General features: G+C 43.3%; 16 protein-coding genes and 2 tRNA genes. 10 read left to right on the top strand and 8 right to left on the bottom strand.

The window, feature by feature from the left end; all coding sequences use genetic code 11:
- Window positions 1–268: 268 nt before the first annotated feature.
- Together KOLE_RS07030 and KOLE_RS07025 are read right to left on the bottom strand one after the other, a co-directional pair.
- Window positions 269–1,522, bottom strand: a complete 1,254-nt coding sequence (locus tag KOLE_RS07030; protein ID WP_015868742.1) for a Glu/Leu/Phe/Val family dehydrogenase — start codon at window positions 1,520–1,522, stop codon at window positions 269–271.
- A 220-nt stretch (window positions 1,523–1,742) separates the two neighbouring features.
- Window positions 1,743–1,817, bottom strand: a tRNA-Arg gene (locus KOLE_RS07025).
- A 91-nt stretch (window positions 1,818–1,908) separates the two neighbouring features.
- On the opposite strand from KOLE_RS07025, the gene KOLE_RS07020 reads away from it, so the two are divergent.
- From KOLE_RS07020 to KOLE_RS07010, 3 genes are read left to right on the top strand one after another with little or no spacing between them, the layout of a single operon-like run.
- Entirely contained in the window at window positions 1,909–2,619 is a 711-nt protein-coding gene (locus tag KOLE_RS07020; RefSeq protein ID WP_015868741.1) for a rhomboid family intramembrane serine protease, read from the top strand.
- Between the two features lie 22 nt (window positions 2,620–2,641).
- Window positions 2,642–3,511, top strand: a complete 870-nt coding sequence (locus KOLE_RS07015; protein WP_015868740.1) for a pseudouridine-5'-phosphate glycosidase — start codon at window positions 2,642–2,644, stop codon at window positions 3,509–3,511.
- Entirely contained in the window at window positions 3,498–4,967 is a 1,470-nt protein-coding gene (locus KOLE_RS07010; RefSeq protein ID WP_015868739.1) for an amidohydrolase, read from the top strand. The genes KOLE_RS07015 and KOLE_RS07010 overlap by 14 nt, the downstream gene beginning before the upstream one ends.
- A 14-nt stretch (window positions 4,968–4,981) precedes the next feature.
- On the opposite strand, the gene KOLE_RS07005 is transcribed toward KOLE_RS07010, so the two are convergent.
- Window positions 4,982–5,689 carry a queuosine precursor transporter gene (locus KOLE_RS07005; RefSeq protein WP_015868738.1) on the bottom strand — a complete coding sequence of 236 codons (708 nt, stop codon included), beginning with the start codon at window positions 5,687–5,689 and terminating at the stop codon, window positions 4,982–4,984.
- A gap of 95 nt (window positions 5,690–5,784) precedes the next feature.
- Window positions 5,785–5,862, bottom strand: a tRNA-Ile gene (locus KOLE_RS07000).
- A 53-nt stretch (window positions 5,863–5,915) separates the two neighbouring features.
- Between KOLE_RS07000 and KOLE_RS06995 the strand changes: the two genes are divergently transcribed.
- Complete coding sequence (locus KOLE_RS06995; RefSeq protein WP_015868737.1) at window positions 5,916–6,095, top strand: hypothetical protein; 180 nt, start codon at window positions 5,916–5,918, stop codon at window positions 6,093–6,095.
- Between the two features lie 20 nt (window positions 6,096–6,115).
- Here KOLE_RS06995 and mnmG read toward each other — a convergent pair whose 3' ends face one another.
- The gene (mnmG, locus tag KOLE_RS06990; RefSeq protein WP_015868736.1) at window positions 6,116–8,020 is read right to left on the bottom strand and encodes a tRNA uridine-5-carboxymethylaminomethyl(34) synthesis enzyme MnmG; all 1,905 of its coding nucleotides are present in this window, start codon (window positions 8,018–8,020) and stop codon (window positions 6,116–6,118) included.
- Between the two features lie 51 nt (window positions 8,021–8,071).
- Between mnmG and KOLE_RS06985 the strand changes: the two genes are divergently transcribed.
- From KOLE_RS06985 to lpdA, 6 genes are all read left to right on the top strand, one after another.
- The gene (locus KOLE_RS06985; protein ID WP_015868735.1) at window positions 8,072–9,469 is read left to right on the top strand and encodes a pyruvate carboxylase subunit B; all 1,398 of its coding nucleotides are present in this window, start codon (window positions 8,072–8,074) and stop codon (window positions 9,467–9,469) included.
- A gap of 191 nt (window positions 9,470–9,660) precedes the next feature.
- Window positions 9,661–10,851 (top strand): sugar ABC transporter substrate-binding protein, encoded by a 1,191-nt coding sequence (locus KOLE_RS06980; protein ID WP_015868734.1) that lies wholly within the window; start codon window positions 9,661–9,663, stop codon window positions 10,849–10,851.
- Window positions 10,852–10,941: 90 nt separating this feature from the next.
- On the top strand, window positions 10,942–12,687 hold the full coding sequence (locus KOLE_RS06975) for a DUF4896 domain-containing protein (RefSeq protein WP_015868733.1): 1,746 nt from the start codon (window positions 10,942–10,944) through the stop codon (window positions 12,685–12,687).
- A complete protein-coding gene (locus KOLE_RS06970; protein WP_015868732.1) occupies window positions 12,687–15,458 on the top strand; it encodes an ABC transporter permease subunit in 2,772 nt (923 codons plus the stop codon). The genes KOLE_RS06975 and KOLE_RS06970 overlap by 1 nt, the downstream gene beginning before the upstream one ends.
- A gap of 48 nt (window positions 15,459–15,506) precedes the next feature.
- A complete protein-coding gene (locus tag KOLE_RS06965; RefSeq protein WP_049753302.1) occupies window positions 15,507–16,700 on the top strand; it encodes an alkaline phosphatase family protein in 1,194 nt (397 codons plus the stop codon).
- A 19-nt stretch (window positions 16,701–16,719) separates the two neighbouring features.
- Complete coding sequence (lpdA, locus tag KOLE_RS06960) at window positions 16,720–18,072, top strand: dihydrolipoyl dehydrogenase (protein ID WP_015868730.1); 1,353 nt, start codon at window positions 16,720–16,722, stop codon at window positions 18,070–18,072.
- On the opposite strand, the gene KOLE_RS06955 is transcribed toward lpdA, so the two are convergent.
- From KOLE_RS06955 to KOLE_RS06945, 3 genes are read right to left on the bottom strand one after another with little or no spacing between them, the layout of a single operon-like run.
- Window positions 18,063–18,701 (bottom strand): endonuclease III domain-containing protein, encoded by a 639-nt coding sequence (locus KOLE_RS06955; RefSeq protein ID WP_015868729.1) that lies wholly within the window; start codon window positions 18,699–18,701, stop codon window positions 18,063–18,065. The two genes, lpdA and KOLE_RS06955, sit on opposite strands and share 10 nt — an antisense overlap.
- Window positions 18,685–19,356, bottom strand: a complete 672-nt coding sequence (gene tsaB / locus KOLE_RS06950; protein WP_015868728.1) for a tRNA (adenosine(37)-N6)-threonylcarbamoyltransferase complex dimerization subunit type 1 TsaB — start codon at window positions 19,354–19,356, stop codon at window positions 18,685–18,687. Before tsaB ends, KOLE_RS06955 begins: the two co-directional genes overlap by 17 nt.
- Window positions 19,357–19,373: 17 nt before the next feature.
- On the bottom strand, window positions 19,374–20,234 hold the full coding sequence (locus KOLE_RS06945; protein WP_015868727.1) for a YitT family protein: 861 nt from the start codon (window positions 20,232–20,234) through the stop codon (window positions 19,374–19,376).

The raw sequence follows: 20,234 nt of genomic DNA, 5'->3' as shown, positions 1-20,234 counted from the left end.
GAGAGCCGAGAGCCTAGAAATAGAAAATGGGGACTGTCCAACAGAGGACTGTCCCCTTTTTCCCTAATCTCAGGTTTTTCCAAACCCTAGACCTGATATTTGCTCCTCCCGCCGAAGATGCGCATCATCGGCGAAGCCGATTTAGACAACTGCTCAGCAGTTCGTGACAGCCACGAAATGGTTCGAAACAACTCCGAAGGAGTTCGCAACAATCCCGAAGGGATTCGTATCTTCGCTGCGAAGCAGTTTTCTCGGATTCTCGTTTTTCTTATGGATAAATACCTCTAAGCTTCGTCGCAGTTGCTACCCTATCGATGGCAACGATGTAAGCTGCCGTTCTCATATCTGTGTCATACTTTCTCATCGTGTTGATAACACTGTAGAAGGAATCGCGCATTATTTTATGAAGTGCCTTCCTAACATCTTCGATGTCCCAGAAGTACCACTGAAGACCCTGTACCCATTCGAAATATGAAACAGTAACACCTCCAGCGTTGGCCAGGAAGTCCGGAACTATGAAGACACCTTTTTTAAGGAGAACCTCTTCAGCTTCTGGGGTTACAGGTCCGTTTGCACCTTCAACAATTATTTTTGCCTTAACGTCTTCAACGTTGTTCATTGTGATCGCGTTTTCGAGAGCAGCGGGAATAAGGATGTCAACGTCCATTGTCAGCAGTTCCTCGTTTGTCATTGCAGTTGCCTTTGGATATCCTTTAATGAGTCCATTGTTTTGATCGCGGTAGGCTACAACATCATCTATATCCAGGCCATCCGGATTATAAATAGCACCAGAAACATCGCTAACAGCAATGATTTTGCTTCCAACTTCTTCCTTTATGAGCTTTGCGGCGTAAGAACCAACATTTCCGAATCCCTGAACGGCAACTGTACAGTTCTTGGGATCAAGGCCGTTGTAGTTTATAGCCTCTTCAGTGACTACCCTGACACCTCTACCAGTTGCTTCTGTTCTACCAGCAGAACCGCCAACATCTAACGGCTTACCGGTAACGATTCCTAAAACCGAATGGCCAACATTCATGGAATACGTATCCATATACCATGCCATGACCTGGGGGTTCGTATTAACATCTGGAGCAGGTATATCTTTATCCTCACCGATTATTACCTGAATTTCGGAGAAGAACCTTCGAGAGAGTCTTTCTAATTCAGCTGGTGAAAGTTCTGCTGGATCAACAGCAACTCCACCCTTACCACCGCCATAGGGAATCCCAACAACGGCACATTTCCATGTCATCCAGAAAGCGAGAGCTTTGACTTCATCAAGAGTAACGCTTGGGTGATAACGGATACCACCTTTAGCTGGTCCTCTTGCAATGTTATGCTGGACCCTGTGTCCGGTGAATACTTTAATGCTTCCATCATCCATTCTTACTGGGAAATGGACTGTAAGCTCCCTTTTAGGGTGCGAAAGAACCTCGGCTATACAGGGATCGAGTTCCATAACTTCCGCAGCCTTGCGAAATTGCTTTAAAGCATTTTCAAAAAGACTGATGTCGGACACTTGTAACCCTCCTCAAGAAAAAGTGGTTTTCCACGTTGATTTTATTCCTCGCCTTTATTTGTGAACAACTCCACAAAATCATAAAGGAAAGGCGTTATTTTCAATTAGAATGCTCTATGTCTCTATTGCACCAATCTCTTTGAGTATGCGAAACCATTGATACATTCTCAACTCACATTTTGTAGCTCTCTAAAGAAAAACGCGGGGACTTCCCCCGCAATGGTACCCCCGGAAGGAATCGAACCTTCATTTACGGATTAGGAATCCGCCGTTCTATCCGTTGAACTACGGGGGCACAACCGCTGGTAATTATATCATTACCCCCTTCGCATTTCAACTGTCAATTTGGTAGAATCTATTGATAACTCAGTTGGAGGCGATAGTAGATGTTCCCTTTAAGAGACACAATTCCCAGTGAGAAAAAACCTTATGTGATGTGGACGATTATTCTGATAAATGTTGGGGTTTTTCTATACGAGTTACTCCTTTCAGACGGTGAACTTCTTCTCTTTATGTACAGACACGGTCTCGTTCCTTCAAGATACACCAAAGGTTACGCTACTTTGGAGCCTTATTACACATATGTCTTAAAGCTAAATCGATTTAACCTTTTTCCCTTCGTTACCTCGATTTTTTTACACGGAGGTTGGACCCATATAATCGGAAATATGTGGACACTGTGGGTCTTCGGAGATAATGTGGAAGATAGATTAGGACACTTCAGATTTCTACTCTACTACCTCTCATGGGGAATCGCTGCCAACCTGTTTCAATTTCTGGTGGCGCCCATATCATCTACCCCCATCATCGGCGCTTCAGGCGCAATCGCTGGTGTTATGGGAGCTTATCTGTTCTTTTTCCCATGGAGCAGGATCCTCACCTTTATTCCTATCTTCATAATCCCTTTCATAATCGAAATACCGGCATTCATCTTCCTAATCATATGGTTTACAATACAGTTTTTCAACGGGACCCTATCAATAGTCGGTGCTAACTTCTCTGGAGTTGCATGGTGGGCACACATTGGAGGCTTCCTTGTGGGTCTTTACATGGCCAAACGATTTGAGACAAAATATCCAGGATACTGGTATAGATAATTTAAGCTGGAGGGATTGAAAAATGAAGAAACAACCCATTGTAGCTCTAGAATCAACGGTAATAGCTCATGGCTTACCATGGCCAACTAATTTTGAAACAGCGGTTTCCATGGAAAACAAAGTAAAAGAAAAAGGTGCCATACCAAAGACATTGGGCATAATAAACGGCGAGATAAAGATAGGCTTGACAGAAAAAGAAATAGAACATCTGGCAAAAGCAAAGAATGTTATGAAGATCGGTACGGCTGAAATCGCGGCAGCCATTGCCTTAAGGAGAAATGCAGCAACCACCGTCAGTGCCACGATGCGCCTGGCGAAAAACGCAGGGATAGACGTTTTTGCTACCGGTGGCATAGGCGGGGTACATCGGAACGTTCCCTGGGATGTTTCACAGGACATAATGGAACTCTCCAAAACACGAATGATTGTGGTTTGTGCCGGTTTCAAGAGCATTTTAGACGTAGAAAGAACTATAGAATTTCTCGAAACCTTTCAGGTGACCGTTGTCGGATATCAAACGGACTATATGCCCTTATTCCACACAAAAGAAAGCGAATACAAAGTCAACATACGTGCTGATTCCCCCGAAGAGATCGTGGCTATATTCAACGAAAAAGAAAAACTTGGAATTGAAGGAGCTATTCTCGTTGCCAACCCCATACCAGAACAATCCGAGATCCCAAGAGAAGAATTGGAAGAATACATAAAAAAAGCTGTCGCTCAAGCAAAGGAAAATGGTATTTCAGGAAAATCCCTGACACCTTTCCTTCTAAGCAGATTGACAGAACTCTCAGGTGGCAAAACGCTCACCGCAAACATTGCTTTACTCAAAAATAACGCCTCACTTGCCGGAGAGATAGCGGTGGCTCTTAGCAGGGGTGGTAGAGATTAAAAAAGTATGCTTCCGAAACGCAAAACTTTATGACCCAAAAATTGATTCATATATCAAAAGGGATTTACTCGTTGTAGACGGAGTTATCGTCGAAGAAATCTCTAAGCCTTTTGTAAACATAGACCTTAACGATAAATATGTCTATACTGGATTTGTAGATTCACACGCCCATCTTATTGCAACGGGGAAGTCCAGACATACCCTCGATATCACAGATGTAAAAACGGCTGAAGAACTCAAAGATGCTATCAAAAAAGCTCAAAAATATTCCGAAATAATTCGTGGCAGAGGATGGAATCAGGAAACACTCGGATTTATACCCAATAGGAGTTTCATTGATAGCATCACCGAAATACCGACCATACTCGTAAGAAGGTGTGGACACGTCGCCACGGTAAACAGCAAAATGATAGAAAAATTCAATCTTGAGGAACTCGATGGTATGGATGGCTCTGATATAAGCAAGGGTTTCTTGAAAGAACGTGCTCTGGACGAATTCCGAAAAAGAGTGAAACTGACAAAAGCTGAAATAAAGGCTTTCCTGAAAAGTGGAGCAGAAGAATTTTTGAAGTACGGAGTAACCGCTGTGCATTCCGACGACTATCATGACTCAGATCTCGATGACCTTCTGGAGATTTTATCTGTTCAGCAATTGATAAGGATTTTTGAAAAGCTGTACCTCGAGGATGCCAGTCAGATTAAGTTTTTCGATAAAATCAAAAATTACCAGAATGCTTTCCTCGATCTAAAAGCCGCTAAAGTCTATTTGGACGGTTCTTTTGGGGCAAGAACCGCTGCTTTGATAGAACCCTATGCTGATGATCCCGAAGATAAAGGTATTCTCTATATGGATCGTTACCAGCTGAAGGAATACGTTAAAGCTTGTGAAGAAAGGGGCATTCAACTAACCGTTCATGTCATAGGTGACAGAGCACTGGAAGAAGCGCTGGCGGCTTTTGAAGGAATAAAAAAAGGCAATCCTTTAAAACACCGGCTTATCCATGTTCAAATTGCCTCAAACGAGCAGATCGAAAAGATAAAAGAACTTAACCTTAAAGTCTCGGTTCAACCCATATTTTATCCATCAGACCGTGAAATGGCTATTTCCAGGCTTGGAGATAGAAGGTTCAAGCAAGCTTATCCATTCAAAAAACTTTTTGAAAAAGGAATAGGCGTCTCGCTTTCTACAGATTCACCTGTTGAGAGCTCGAACCCTTTCAAAAACCTGATTGCTGCCGAGAGCTTTTTCGACAGAAAGACGGCTTTTAAGCTTTATACCGAATCTGGAAGACGTCAGGCTTTTTCTAACGAAAGCGGGAGACTAATACCGGGAGAAAAAGCAGATTTCTTTGTTACAGAACAAGACATTTTTACTCTTCCAAAGGAAGAACTCTCAAAATTGTCTGTTTACATGACCGTGGTAAATGGCGAGATTGTTTACGCGCGCTCTGAATAGCCTTTTTAGTACCTTTAAGCCTTAACTTCTTTCTCCCAGAGCCATTTCGCAAGGTATATGAAAGGCGTATCGATAGCAGCAACGATCCATTTGAAGATATATGTTGTCCATAGCACCTGCCACCAGATCGAGAAATCGAAAACGCCCCAGAAAGCTATGAAAACGAACACAAAAGAATCGATAAACTGACTGACCATTGTCGAAAGGTTGTTTCTCAACCACAAATGCTTCCCGGAAGTAATCTTTTTCCAGAAATGAAAGGCCCAGACATCATGAAACTGAGATATAAGGTAAGCTGTGAGACTTCCCAGAGCAATTCTCGGCATGATGCCGAAGATCGTCTGGAGAGCATTTTGAACCGCATTAGCCTCCTCAATTGGCTTTATGTAAAGTGCAAATTGCATGTACAGCGTCATCATGAGAAGTGATGCGAATCCAAGGATTACACCCCTTCTCGCTTCCTTCTTGCCATAGATTTCACTGAGAATGTCAGTGGCAAAGAAAATTGAACCATACAAAATATTTCCAAGAGTCGCGGTGAAACCAAAAAGTTCGACAAGTTTTACAACCTGTATATTTGCCAGAATGATATTGCCCACAATTAGCATATAAAGGCCGTCCCGCTTGAAAAACTTAAAAAGCACAACTGCAACGGATAAATCCACCATCATGAAGATAAACCATAGTAGTTCATTCGGAAGGGAACTAAAAAAAGCAAACAAGACGATCACCTCAATCGATACCATTACAAATTGCTAAAAACCGTGAAATATGTTAAAATTAAATTAGTACAACAAAAGAGCGGCCTTTGCCGCTCTGGTGGGCTCGGGTGGATTCGAACCACCGACCGCCCGGTTATGAGCCGGAAGCTCTAACCAAACTGAGCTACGAGCCCTCAGTCAGAGAGATTATAATATGCTTATAAGCTTCTGTCAAGAGGTTTAGGAGATGGTAGATTTGCCTGCCAAACGATTAGCAAAGAGGGCAAAGCCTGACCCGATCAAAAGTCTAACCTGTCGTTACCCAAGAGTTCTTGTGCTGAAAGCCGCATTCAGAATGCTCAAAGACGGGAAGCGCTTAAGCCTGAAAGAATTGGAAATCTTTTTGGAAAAGCTTCTAAAGAATTGAGGAACGGTGAAAACCGTTCCTCAATCTTTTTGCCCCTCGCCAATATTCCTCAAAGATTTTAGATAAACTGACAGGTTCATTATGTCTGCCGGTGTAATCCCCGGAATTCTCATGGCCTGTCCAATGGACCGTGGCCTCAATTTTTTCAGCTTTTCACGGCTCTCAGTGGAGAGATTCGGCACCTCATCATAATTGACCTTTGGCGGAATTATCTCCATTTCCAACCTTTCGAAGCGTTTAAGTTCCTGCTCCATTCTTAATATATATCCTTCATATTTTAGCTGTATTTCTACTTGCTCCCTCAGTAAAAGATCCTCTATCGGTTCAGGATCGAACTCTTTGAGTATTTCATAGCTCACCTGGGGCCTTTTGAGCAACTGAGACAAACGCGTCGATTGGTATATCGGCGATGTTCCAGCTGCCACAAGTTTATTATTGAGCGTACTCAAAGGCTTTACGACTACATTGTTTAATCTCTCTATCTCTCCCTCTATCTGTCTTTCTAAATCGAGAACCTTTTCGTAGAACCATTTTGGAATCAACCCGTATTTGTATCCATACTTGCTGAGTCTGATGTGAGCATTGTCGTGCCTTATCAACAGCCTATACTCCGCCCTGGAGGTTAACAAACGATAAGGCTCATCGACTCCCTTTGTAACCAGATCATCTATCATCACACCTATGTACGACTCCGAACGTTTTGGAACAAACTGCTCCATACCAAGAAGCTTTGCCGCCGCATTGATACCCGCAACGATCCCGAGGCCTGCGGCCTCTTCATACCCGCTGGTGCCGATAACCTGACCGGCAAAATACAGATTCTCCACCAATTTTGATTCTAAAGTCGGATAAAGCTGGTCGGGAGTGACATAATCGTATTCAACAGCGTAAGCCGGCCTCACAATAACCGCATTCTCCAATCCGGGAACAGTACGGATCATCTCCACCTGTGTTTCAAAGGGAAGACTCGTTGAAAGACCGTTCAAATAGTACTCATCTGTATTCTTTCCTTCAGGTTCAACAAAGACTTGATGGCTCTCTTTTGAAGAGAATTTAACAACCTTGTCTTCTATTGAAGGACAATAACGCGGCCCAATCGATTGGATCAGCTTCACATCACCGTAAAGGGGAGAAAATTTCAAATCACGCCTTATGACAGCATGAGTAGAAGGATTTGTGTGGGTCAACCAGCAGGGGTAATCTTTGGGAAGAACCCTGGGTTCATCAAAATATGAAAAAGCCAGCGGTTCATCAGAAGTGTCCTGTCTCTCCATTTTTGAAAAATCTATGCTCTTCCCTTGTATTCTTGCGGGAGTTCCTGTCTTGAACCTCGAAAGCGTAAACCCAAGAGTCTCAAGGGATTGACTCAATGCTTTCGCTGGAAATTCACCGAGCCTTCCAGCCTCAAAAACCTTTTGACCTACAAATATCTTTCCCCTGAGAAAGGTCCCGGAGGTAACAACAGCCGCCCTGCAACGGTACACGACACCGAAATGTGTGACAACACCTGTAACCTTCCCATTTTCCACGAGAATTTCTGAAGCTATTCCACTCCTTATGAAAAGATTTTCTTGAGATTCCAGTATTCTCTTCATTTCCATGCTGTATTCATGTTTATCGATCTGAGCTCTCAGAGCTCTAACAGCTGGTCCTTTGCTTGTATTCAGCATTCTAACGTTTATCATCGTGGCGTCAGTGGTTTTTGCGATCTGTCCCCCGAGAGCGTCCACCTCTCTAGCTACAATCCCTTTGGCTGGCCCACCAACAGCTGGGTTGCAAGGAGCCCAGCCAACAGTATCGAGATTTATTGCTAAAACAAGTGTTTTCAACCCCATCTTTGCAGCGGCGAGTCCAGCTTCAATGCCGGCATGCCCCGCACCAATAACCACTATATCAAAGTTGTAATCATTAATTGTTTTGGACATAACATCCCTCCTTTATTCTTATTAATTGTACAACAGAGGGGAGGAGTTAGCGTGGAAAAAGTTACTTTCACAGATACAACTTTTCGAGATGCCCATCAATCGTTGCTTGCTACAAGAGTTTCAACAAACGAACTAAAAGAAATTGCCCCCTTGGTTGATGAGGTAGGTTACCACGCTGTTGAAATCTGGGGCGGTGCCACCTATGACGCGTGCGTTAGGTACCTTTTCGAAGATCCCTGGGAAAGACTTGATGAACTTCGTAAACGCTTCAAAAAAACGAAAATACAGATGCTTCTTAGAGGTCAAAATCTTCTGGGATATAAACATTATGCAGATGATGTCGTTGAGTTGTTCGTAAAAAAGATGGCAGATCACGGCATGGACATAGTCAGAATCTTCGACGCATTAAACGACTTTAGAAATATCGAGAAGACCTGTAAAGAAGTAAAGAAAAATGGAATGCACCTGCAGGTGGCGTTAGCTTACACCATCAGTCCCGTTCATAACGTGGAATATTTTGTTTCTTTAGCCGAAAAAGCTGTTAATCTCAACGCAGATTCCCTTTGCATAAAAGATATGGCAGGCCTTTTAACACCCGGCAAAGCCTATGAACTTGTTAAAGCAATCAAAGAAAGATTCGACCTTCCACTGGAAATTCATGCACACTTCACCACGGGGGTTGCGGATATGTCGTATATCAAAGCGGTCGAAGCCGGGGCGGATATCCTGGATACAGCCATAAGTCCCCTGGCTTACGGCACTTCACAGCCAGCGGTTGAAAGCCTCTGGATTGCTCTGCACGACCTGGGAAATGCGTACGAACCTGATCTAAAGCTTCTTGAAAGAATAGCAAACTATTTTGAAGAAGTGAGAAAACGGCATTCGGATACGGATGTGAAACTCACCACAACAAAACCAGCGATTCTCGTGAACCAGATCCCGGGTGGAATGTATTCCAACCTGATCAATCAGCTTAAAGGACAAAACGCGCTACATCTCTTAAACGACGTTCTCGAAGAAGTTCCAAGAGTCAGAAAAGACCTTGGTTATCCACCGCTGGTGACACCCACATCCCAGATTGTTGGTGTTCAGGCGGTGCTGAACGTCCTCTCAGGAGAGAGGTATAAGCTGATAACCAAAGAAGTGGAAAGGTATGTCAGAGGATATTATGGAAAACCACCAGCAGAAATCTCACCCGAACTCAAAGAAAGAATTCTAAAGGATGAAAAAGCGATAACTTGCCGTCCTGCTGATCTGCTGGAACCAGAGCTGGATAAAGCCCGGGAAAAAATAGGAATTCTCGCTAAAACTGATGAAGATCTGCTCACGTATATTCTCCTTGGAGAAGTAGGAAAGAAATACCTATTGAAAAAATATGAAAAAGAACTCGCAGTGGATTTCAGTACAGCCGATGAGTACTCAGATACCACTGCAGTTTACCCAATTTAAGTTATCTGAAGACGTTAGAGAGTCTTATAAATAGGAAATGACAAAAAACAACCGTTAATCAATTCTGAACGTCGTTAACGCCAGATAATTGGAAATAGCTATGTACTCTCAACCTAATCTGTTTTGAGTAAAACTGATAGAATTGGTTTGTGGCGATATGCCCAAACTATGAGTAAAGGGGGTCAAAGAGAATGAGAAAGCTCTCTCTTGTTCTTTTTATTGTACTTGTTCTGGTTACAGTGCTCAGTGCTAAGATCGTGATTTGGTCCTCCGAAAATCAGATCCCTGCACTTCAGAAATTAGCTGCAGATTTCGAAAAAGACTATGGTATTAAAGTTGAGATCCAGCAGGTTAACTTTGGTGACATCAAATCCAAATTCCTCACAGCTGCTCCTGCTGGTGAAGGTCCAGATATTATCGTTGGTGCTCATGACTGGGTAGGGGAACTCGCAAAGAATGGGCTTCTCGAACCCATTCCATATTTACCAGATGCCGATAAATACTATCCCGTTGCTCTCAGCGCTTTCAGCTACGGCGGAAAACTCTACGGCGTTCCTTACACAATCGAATCCATCGGTATAATTTACAACAAGGACCTTGTTGAAGAAGTACCAACAACCATCGCTGAACTCGAAGAAATGGCCAAGGAAATTTCCGACGACGAAATCGTTGGCTTTGTTTACGACGCCGGAAACTTCTACTTCTCCTTCCCATTCATCGCTGGTTACGGTGGGTACATCTTCAAGGAAACAGAAAATGGTCTCGATGTTAACGACATCGGACTCAACAATGAAGGCGCCATAAAGGGTGCATCTCTTATCAAGAAATGGTTCGATGAAGGGCTCATTCCACAGGGTGCTAACTACAACCTTATGGATTCCCTCTTTAAAGATGGCCTTGCCGCTTTCATTATCAATGGTCCATGGGCAACTCCGTGGTACAGAGATGCCGGTATCGATTATGGCATCATTCCGTTCAGCGATATCGAACTCGAACCCGGTGTTACTCCGAAACCATTCGTCGGTGTTCAGGGTTTCATGATCAACGCCAAGTCCAGGAATAAACTTGAGGCTATTGAATTTGCCGTTAACTACATCGGCAGCTTCCAGGGACAGCTTGGCATGTTCCTCGGCGAAAGAAGAGGAACGGCAAGATCCGATGTTTTTGACTATGTAGCCAAAGACGCTGGCCCTGAACTCTACGACGTTCTTCAGTTCTCCAAGAGCGCTTCTGTTGGAACACCGATGCCCAACGTTCCTGAGATGGCATCCGTCTGGGGAGCCATGGGAGATGCCCTCAGCATAATCATCAACGGTCAGTATACCATAGAAAACGCTCTTAATTCAGCGGTTGAAAAGATAAAAACTGCCATTGAGGAATAATTATCTTCTGTATTTGCTTATTGACTAGCGGGGTGTTCTATACACCCCGCGTTTGTCTAAAAAGTTGACTTAACTCTGGAGGTAATCGCGGTGAGCGGAAAAAAACTCGTTGGGTTTGTTCTTATCCTGTTGATCTTAGCTGTTTTTAATTCTTTCGCGGTCTGGAGCATAATGGTTCTCCTATCGAGTGGAAATTACGGTCTTGGTATCATAATGGCCATTTTAACGGTGGCAATTGATTTTGTTGTCTTAAATCCCAAAGCTTATCCCTATCGATACATGATCCCTGCGATGATACTGTTATTCATTCTAACCATCTATCCAATGTACTACACGCTGAGAACGGCCTTCACAAATTTCGGAACAGGTCATTTGTTTACCCGTCAACAGGTGGTACAAAAGCTTCTAACCGAGTATTTTTATACTCCTGAAAATCCAAAAGAATATGATTTTTCCATCTTCGTGAACCTAAAAGACTACCGCCCTACAGACGACTTTGTGATTCTTTTTACCGATACCGAAACCGGTAAACAATACATTGCCCCTCGACCCGTTTCAATCCAGAAAGACAGCGAAGGAAATATTCTTCAAGCAAGAGGGAAAATGTTTATTGTCGAAAGGAATCTGGCCTCCATTGACGGTACTTTATATAGGCTTGTACGCTCTGCCACAGACCAGATCATTTCGATAACAACTGATTCCGGAAAGAAATATCTGTATTTCTACTCTCCTAAAGATGAAACGACCAAACCAAACGCCCCCTTCTATCTAAGGGATATCCGTGGTGTCTGGCTGAAGGGCGCAGAGTTTTCCAACCCTGAAGGTTTACAGGTCAGGCTAAATCCAATGACGCTCTACAGGAACTTCGCAACAACTGAAAGAAAATACGGGCTGAAAACCATCACCATCCTTGAGAATGGAAGAGCTGTGCAGAAAGATGTCGTTTACAACAAACAAACAGGGAAGACACTCGTAGAAAAGGACGGTTATTTTTACGATATAGATGAAAACGGGCAACAATACATCGTCGATGGATACGTATCTAATGTTGGGTTCTCCAACTTTATAAAGATGATAAAGGATCCAAGGATAAACAAACCCTTCCTTCAAGTATTCACCTGGACATTCACATGGGCTGCTTTGAGCGTTCTGTTCACATTTACAATAGGATTGGCACTTGCTTTGGTACTGAACGATCCAGGCATGAAAGGGAAAAAGATATACAGAACACTTCTCATAATTCCGTGGGCGATTCCAGCTTTTATATCCGTTCTTGTGTGGAAAAACGGCATGTTTAACGAAACCTACGGAATAATAAACCGTTTCATAGTTCAGGGATTGTTTGGCGCTGAAAAACCTATCAAATGGCTTAGTGATCCTCTCTGGGCGAAGGCCGCCGTTCTAATCGTCAACACATGGCTTGGATTCCCTTACATGATGACCGTATCTCTCGGCGCCTTACAGAGCATTCCCGGCGAGCTTTACGAAGCTGCCGCTATCGACGGAGCAAATGGAAGACAACGCTTCTGGAAAATAACCTTTCCATTGTTGATGGTATCTGTTGCCCCCTTGCTCGTTGGAAGTTTTTCCTTTAACTTCAATAACTTCGTTGGTATATACCTATTGACCGGTGGCGGTCCCGCGATTCCAGGAAGCTCTACCCCAGCCGGTGCTACCGACATCCTGATATCCTATACCTACAAACTCGCTTTCGAAGGTAGGGGCCAGGACTTTGGTTTCGCCAGCGCTATCTCTATCCTGATATTCATCATAGTAGGTAGTTTCAGCTGGTTGAATTTCAAACTTTCAGGCGCATTCGAAGAGGTGAGCAGATAATGGCCGTAGAAAAGAAAAATTACTGGTTGAGACATATAATTCTGGTGATTATTGTTGCAATCGTGCTGTTCCCCATGGTATGGCTGATAAGCACCTCCATTCGAAGAGACCAGGCCGCGTTTTCTCCAAAACTATTTTCATCCCGTATCACTTTGCAACATTACAGAAACCTGCTCTTTCCTGAAAGAAGCATTCCCAGACTCATCCTGGATGTCCAGGAAGCAACATATCTCCTTGGAAGATTTCGTGATAAATCCGAGGAAAAAATTATAAGTACCGTCGAAAGATATATGAACAAATTCGATAAATTGATGGCTGAATCAGAAGGATTGGTCTCCACAATAGATGATAGCTTCTCCTCTCTGAGCGAAGAACTCAATAACTCCGGCCTGTCAGAAGCTATTTCCACAATAAACGCAATAAGAAAAGATGATCTCGAATTGGTAGAGCAAAGATTACTCGAGTTGAAGCTCGACAAGAATTCCGAACTTTATCTCTACGCCCTGGGAAACATCCTAAACAAAACGAAACCATCGATCAAAGACAAATACCTGTTCTATGTGAGCAATTCCGGCGAATACGGTAAGGAAGTTCTAACACTCGCTGAAGAACTAAAGAAAACCTACGGCGAAATTCTCAACAAAAGAGACGAACTTTTAACCCTTCTCGAGACAGAAAACTTTGATGAAAAGCCTCTTGTCATCGAAAGTTTGAAAAGAACAGAAAAATATCTGAGTGAAAAGGGTGTTGAATATTCGAGCTGGAGAAAAACAGAATGGTTCAAGGTTATCAACAAATATCTGCGAACCCTGGAAAAAGAAATACCTGAAGAAAGAGCAAACATAATAAACGCAACAAGAAAAGCCATGTACAACAGCTTCAAAGCTGCGAATTCTCTGTGGGATGACTTTGCTGAAGCCCACAATGCTCTGGTAAATGGACTCCTTGACTTAAAAGAAAAGGCACTCGGGCCAAGATTTGTCGAGTATGAAGAAACCACTCAAAGACTCGATGAAATTGCTGCAAAAAAAAGTGCAATAGAAAAAACACTGGAAAAAGACGAATTGGCAATAAAAGAAATCGAAGATGCATTAGAAACCGTTACACCCATAATCGTCCCTGAAGCGGAAAGATTAAAAATACTCAGAACCACCATTGAAAAGTCACTTAAAGAAACCGCACCGGAATCCCCCAGTTCAACTCTCTCCGACTTTTTCGAGAAACTCCGGGAGCTTTACTCCCGGGTCGAAACAGTGAAAGATAGTATAGAAAAATTAAACCTTAAAGATTCTACTCTTTACGCTGGTGTAGCTGACCTGTACACAGAATTGAACTGGTTCTTAAGCAACGAAACCAAAATCTCCGCATTTTCGGACGATCCGGATGTCAAGAGAGCTATCGATATATTCGAAGTGAGCAGAGCAAATATTGAGCGTGCTCTTCCAGATCTCATATTTACACTGAATGAAGCCAAAGAAATAAACGAAAAAGTAATGGCAATGAAGAATAATTTGATAACTCTCTCCAAAGAAAGCGGCGTATTGCAGCAGAAGATCTCAGAACTTCAGGAAGGCTACTTGACTGCACTTCAAAAACTTGAAAACTGCAAACAAGGAATAGAGCTTGGTTTTGTCAAAAAACTAGCAAACAAACCTATAAACAGCATAGATGACGCAGCCACATACTTTGAGAATGCTGCCGATATCATCGAAACCTATTTTGACAAGAAAAAGAACCTGAGATACCGTGCTTATACCTGGTATGAAGATTTCCAGCGGGCTTATCAGGAAGCTCTTGAAGGGTCCAGGGTACTATCTTCCGCCATAACAACACTTTCGAAGATGAAAGAAAATCTTGAAAGCAAGATTTACGATTATATCCACCTACGCTTCCTTGGTACCCAGATAACCCTGGAAACCTTCACAAACATGGTCGATTCCTACAATAAAAGCTTCCAGATATTCAACGCCAGATACCAGAGGGCTTCTCGCCTTGTTTCGGATCTTCTGGATTATCCGGCAAACTATGCAGCACAGTACAGCCACAAGCTGAAAGCTCTTGACAAAGCTCTCTTCAGGGTCAATCAGATATGGGCGCAAAAAGAGACTACCTACTTCTATTTCGTTCGCTGGATAGGGAATTCTGTTCTTGTAGCACTCATGGTATCCTTGATAAGTGTCACGGTTGCGGCCCTCGCCGCCTATCCTTTCAGCAGGATGCGGTTCCCGGGTAGATCCCAGGGGCTTCTGTTTTTGCTCTTGATACAGATGTTCCCATCAATAATGTTCATGGTCGCCGTCTATGCCCTGTTGCAATTCATGGGCAATTATGTATCATGGCTTGGCCTGGATAGCCTTGGTGGTTTGATATTCGTATATTCTGGAGGGATCGCTTTCAACACGTGGTTGATCAAAGGTTACTTCGATACCATTCCAGACTCTCTTGAGGAGTCAGCTATGATTGATGGCGCAACAAGACTCCAGACCTTCTGGAAGATAGTAATTCCTTTGGCACGACCCATACTCGCTGTTATAGCCATATTGACGTTCATGGGAATATTCAACGAGTTCATAATGGCCAGAATTCTCCTGCAGGATATAAACAAATGGACGTACGCTGTCGGATTGCAACAATTCTCTGGACGTTTTGAAACAAGCTGGGGTCCATTCACTGCCGCTGCTCTCATAGGTGCAATTCCGATGGTAACCTTTTTCCTTATCCTTCAGGACTACATCGTTGGTGGCCTAACAAAAGGTGCCGTGAAAGGTTAAGCAAGCAATATGGAGCATGGGAAATCCATGCTCCTTTTTCTTGAGGTGATGAGCTTGTTAGAGAAAAAACTGGTACTGCCAGATTACAGCAACAAAAAAACCATTCCAAACTTTTCTTCAGCCATACTGCAGCATTTCGGCGTCGAACCTCCTTTTGAGCCTTTTCCACTCGCACTTGAAGATATTAATCTCAAGGGCATAGACAAAATCATCATCTTCATCATCGACGCTCTCAGCTATAATGCTGTCCTAAAACTGCTTGGAAAAGGCGGCTTTGAACATATAAAGCCGGATACCTTGAAGAAAATGACATCGGTTTTCCCTTCCACTACAACAGCGGCACTCACAAGCTTTTTCACAGGCGTTCCCCCTGCACAGCACGGAATGCTTGGATACACTCTATATCTCAAAGAATTCGGTGGGCTTTCTAACATGATAGAACTCACACCAATGGCCCAGGAACGCGATGGACTGACAAAGGTGGGGTTTGACCCCATGAAATTCCTGCCGTTGCCAACAATTTTCCAACAACTCCATGAAGCAGGCATAACCGGTTACCATATAACATCCAAAAGCTTTGTAAACACGGGACTATCGAGAATGCACAGCATTGATGCCCACATAAAAGGTGTCTACGGTCTTGGGGATATGATCGAGGAAGTACATCACATCATCTCCTCAGGGCCAAAGAAAAGCCTCACATACGTTTATTGGGGACTGATAGATTCCTACGGACACCGTTATGGTCCAAAGTCTGAAGCTTATATGGAAGAATCCTATTGGCTCTTACGTGCACTGGATGATTTTTTCGGAAAACTACGCAGCAAAAAAACCGCTTTTTTCATTGTTGCAGATCACGGACAGATAGAAACACCATGGGAAAAAGAGATATGGTGGACGAAAAGAGAAAAGATCTACGACTACCTTTACGCCCTTCCAGGGGGTGAACACAGAGCCATGTACCTATACACCCACTACCCTGAAGAGCTGAAATCGGTTATACTCAATAATTGGAACGAACAACTCATGGTGTTGAACCTCGAAGATGCCGAAGAACTGAATCTATTCGGCGGCCATCTTAAAAAAGACCTAAAATCAAGAGTAGGGGAACTTATCGTAATTCCTCGTGATGATTATGCCTTTTGTTTTAAATACACCGGTCAGGAACATTCCATGAAGGGCAGACATGGTGGATTAACGGATGACGAGATGTTCGTTCCTTTGATTTTTTTGCGAAAGTGATTGATGGGAGGGATAAACGTTGCCAAAGTATGATGTTATTGTTGTTGGTGGAGGCCCTGGCGGCAGTGACTGTGCGATAAGGCTGTCACAGAGAGGAAAGAAAGTTGCGATAGTTGAAAGAAAAGAATTCGGAGGTACGTGTACGAATGTTGGCTGCATTCCAACGAAAGCCCTTCTTACTGTCGCAAAGCTCTATTCAGATATCAAGGAAAAAGGAAAAAGACTCGGTGTGTTAGCACAGGTTGACATAGACTTAAAGACCGTTATGAAACATATGAACCGTTCTATCCTCATGTCAAGGAAGGGAACAGAAACCCTCCTGAAAAAATACGGCGTGGAAATAATAAAAGACAACGTGGTCTACAAAAACGGCAGCTTTTACCTTGAAAACGCAAATGAAATACTCGATACAGAAAAGATCGTCCTCGCAACAGGATCGAAGCCAAAAATCCCCAAAACCCTTGCCGTTGAAGGCATCTGGACCTCCAATGAGGTCTTTTCCATGTCCGAATTTCCGGAAAGTATTCTCATAATAGGAGCTGGTTACATCGGAGTAGAAATGGCCACTATATTCAATGCTTTTGGAACAAAGGTCATTCTTGTTGAACTGCAGCCACGCATAATCCCTTTCGAAGACATTGACGCTTCCATAGTACTTGAAAAATCCCTTAAAAAACGCGGTGTGAAAGTAAAAACGGGTGTAGCGGTAGAAAAAATAGAAAAGCTCGATAATGGATTCCTGACAGCCCTTTCTGACGGCGAACAGCTCGAAACCGAAAAGGTTCTCGTTGCCATAGGCAGGGCACCAGTCTATCCGGAGGGATTGGAAGACACTGAACTGGTGGAAAACGGCAAAATCACTACAAATAAAGATTTTGAAACAAAATGGCCAAACGTTTACGCGATAGGAGACGTAAGAGGGGCCATCATGCTCGCCCACGTTGCCAGTGCTGAAGGCATCGCTCTCGCAGAAAAACTTTCAGGAAAAGACTACGACTATTATAGTGAAACTGTTCCTGCAGTAATATTCTGTGAACCGGAAATTGGTTCCACTGGTATCAAAGAAACAGAAGATGGTTTGAGTGATGACTACGACAAATTCCTCTTTCCCATGAGCGCCAACCCCAGAGCTAACATACTGGCAGAACGCGACGGTTTCGTAAAATTGATAGCAAACAAGAGTGATCACAAAATCGTCGGAATAACTATTGTCGGTCCTAATGCCGTTGAACTTCTTATGGAAGGTGTTGTGGTAATAAACGAACAGCTCACGGTAGAAGAATTACTGAAATCCATTCACCCCCATCCAACCCTGTCAGAAATTATTCGTGATGCAGCGGAGGGTCTTGAGGGAAATCCCATTCATATCTGAGATTCCTTTCTGAATTTACAGTCACCTATAAAGCAGCCGGCACAGTCCGGCTGTTTTTTACAGTATTTTTTTGCATGTTCCACTATAAGAGCGTGATATTCCTTATAAAGCTCAACATCGGGTTTAAGCTGTTCATGAAAGATTCTTTGAACTTCATCATACGTCTCATGAGTGGTTATACCCAGTCGAGTGACGAAACGTACGGTGTATTTGTCCACAACGAATATCGCCCTATCGAAAGCATAAAGAATAATCGAGTCGGCAGTTTCCTTACCGATTCCCTTTATCTTGAGAAGCCTCTTTCGCAGTTCTTTCGTGGATAGATCTTCCCAACGCTCAGAAAGATACGCCTTTGTTACTCTCAAAAGCGTTTCGCTTTTGGCATTATAAAAACCGGTTGGTTTTATCAAAAGGGCAAGTTTCTCCTTTTCTAACCCGATTAATTTCTCAGGCTCTAAAGCATCAGCGTTCTTCAAATTTTCAATTGCACGTTCCACATTCTTCCACGCTACATTCTGCGTCAGCACTGCTCCCACTATCACTTCAAACTGAGTATCCGCAGGCCACCAACCCTGCGGGCCATAAACATCATAAAGGAGGCAGTAAATCTCCTCAAGTCGATTTCCCATGCTTTCTCTCCCAGTTCAATTCAGCAACAGATTTTTGAAGGTAATATGGTTTTAGTTCTCTCACATCAATGGTTTCTCCTGCTTCGAAGGCTTTCACAATGATTTGCTTCATTATCTCGGGAGAAGGTGGAAGGGCAATCAATGAGTCATACCCCTCGAACTGTTCTTTCTCCTGTTCGTTTTCGAATATCAACACTTCGTTTTTCGTAAGAATCCCGCTTTTCAGCTTATCTACACTATCGAATCCGGGCTCTTCCACCGGAACAGGTTTATAACCTTCAAACCTATATTTTCGCCAGTAATAATACCCTTCTCTTCCCCGCCTCATAACCACAGCACTGCTCAAATAGTTATTGTATGCAAGAAGATCCAAAGAACAGAAGGAAATCACGGGAATATCGAAGGGATACGCAAGACCTTTAACGGTGGAAATCCCCACTCTCAGGCCTGTTAAAGAACCCGGTCCTATACCGCAACCGATAAAATCCAGCTCCTTTACCGACATCTGAAGATATTCAAGCAGATCCTTTACGGCCGGAGCGAGATAAGTGCCATGTCTTCCAACATTATGAAGCGTAACCCCCATGGTTTTATCTTCATTAACTCCAAGCAACAACAATCGTCTCGACGAACTGTCTATGGAAAGATACTTCATCGCCTCACCTCAATGTTTTAATTGATGTTCTTAAATCCTTCTCCAAAAACCTCCGCGTTATTCACTATTATCGTAAAGGACTTCGGATCGATCTCTCTTATAATCCTTCTGAGCTGCCCGATTTCACGACGCCTGATGGATACCATGATAACCGGTCTCTTAACACCTGTAAAACCACCCTCGGCATGGATAAGCGTTACCCCACGCTCCATGTCCCTCAGGATTTTCTTCTTTATATCTTCATGACGCTCGCTTATTATGAAAGCCGTCCTCGTGTTCCCAACACCTTCTATCAAACCGTCAATGGTTTTACTGGTGGTGAAAATCGTTATAATTCCGTACATAGCCACAATAGGGCCAAACACAATTATGGCAAATATGGTTATCAACGTATCGGCAATAAGCAATCCTGAACCCGTACTTATATGAAAATACTTGTTCAAGATCATAGCGATTATATCCGTACCACCAGTTGACGCACCACGCCAGAGAACCAATCCCATTCCAACACCCGCAATGACACCACCATATATCGCAACAAGGAGACCACCATCCTGAACGGTAGAAGCCTGAAATACCGGAAAATTGAGCTGTTGCAGAAAGTCTACGAGAAAAGAAAGCATTATTGCCGAGTATATGGATTTTATTCCAAAACCTATACCGAGCAAAGCAAAAGCGAGAACAAACAACACAGCGTTGTATACAAACATCTGTACCCCAACCCACCAACCAAAAAGGCGGTAAAAAATTATGGCGAGGCCGCTAACCCCGCCCGCTATAATATTGTTGGGTATCATGAAAGAAACCAGCGCAATCGCCGTTAAAAGAGAACCGAGCGTTACAAGTGTATAATCGAGAATTACCTTTCTACTGTTCAT

The sequence above is a fragment of the Kosmotoga olearia TBF 19.5.1 genome (assembly GCF_000023325.1).
Lineage (GTDB): Bacteria > Thermotogota > Thermotogae > Petrotogales > Kosmotogaceae > Kosmotoga > Kosmotoga olearia.
Note: the sequence above shows the minus strand (reverse complement) of the source record. Positions and strands in the feature narration are given on the sequence as shown.

Excerpts from the sequence above, each read along its gene's own strand:
- KOLE_RS07020 (WP_015868741.1), top strand. The coding sequence starts at position 1,909 with ATGTTCCCTTTAAGAGACACAATTCCCAGTGAGAAAAAACCTTATGTG.
- KOLE_RS07015 (WP_015868740.1), top strand. The coding sequence starts at position 2,642 with ATGAAGAAACAACCCATTGTAGCTCTAGAATCAACGGTAATAGCTCAT.
- KOLE_RS06995 (WP_015868737.1), top strand. The coding sequence starts at position 5,916 with ATGGTAGATTTGCCTGCCAAACGATTAGCAAAGAGGGCAAAGCCTGAC.
- mnmG (WP_015868736.1), bottom strand. The coding sequence starts at position 8,020 with ATGTCCAAAACAATTAATGATTACAACTTTGATATAGTGGTTATTGGT.
- KOLE_RS06980 (WP_015868734.1), top strand. The coding sequence starts at position 9,661 with ATGAGAAAGCTCTCTCTTGTTCTTTTTATTGTACTTGTTCTGGTTACA.
- KOLE_RS06970 (WP_015868732.1), top strand. The coding sequence starts at position 12,687 with ATGGCCGTAGAAAAGAAAAATTACTGGTTGAGACATATAATTCTGGTG.
- KOLE_RS06965 (WP_049753302.1), top strand. The coding sequence starts at position 15,507 with ATGAGCTTGTTAGAGAAAAAACTGGTACTGCCAGATTACAGCAACAAA.
- KOLE_RS06955 (WP_015868729.1), bottom strand. The coding sequence starts at position 18,701 with ATGGGAAATCGACTTGAGGAGATTTACTGCCTCCTTTATGATGTTTAT.
- tsaB (WP_015868728.1), bottom strand. The coding sequence starts at position 19,356 with ATGAAGTATCTTTCCATAGACAGTTCGTCGAGACGATTGTTGTTGCTT.
- KOLE_RS06945 (WP_015868727.1), bottom strand. The coding sequence starts at position 20,234 with ATGAACAGTAGAAAGGTAATTCTCGATTATACACTTGTAACGCTCGGT.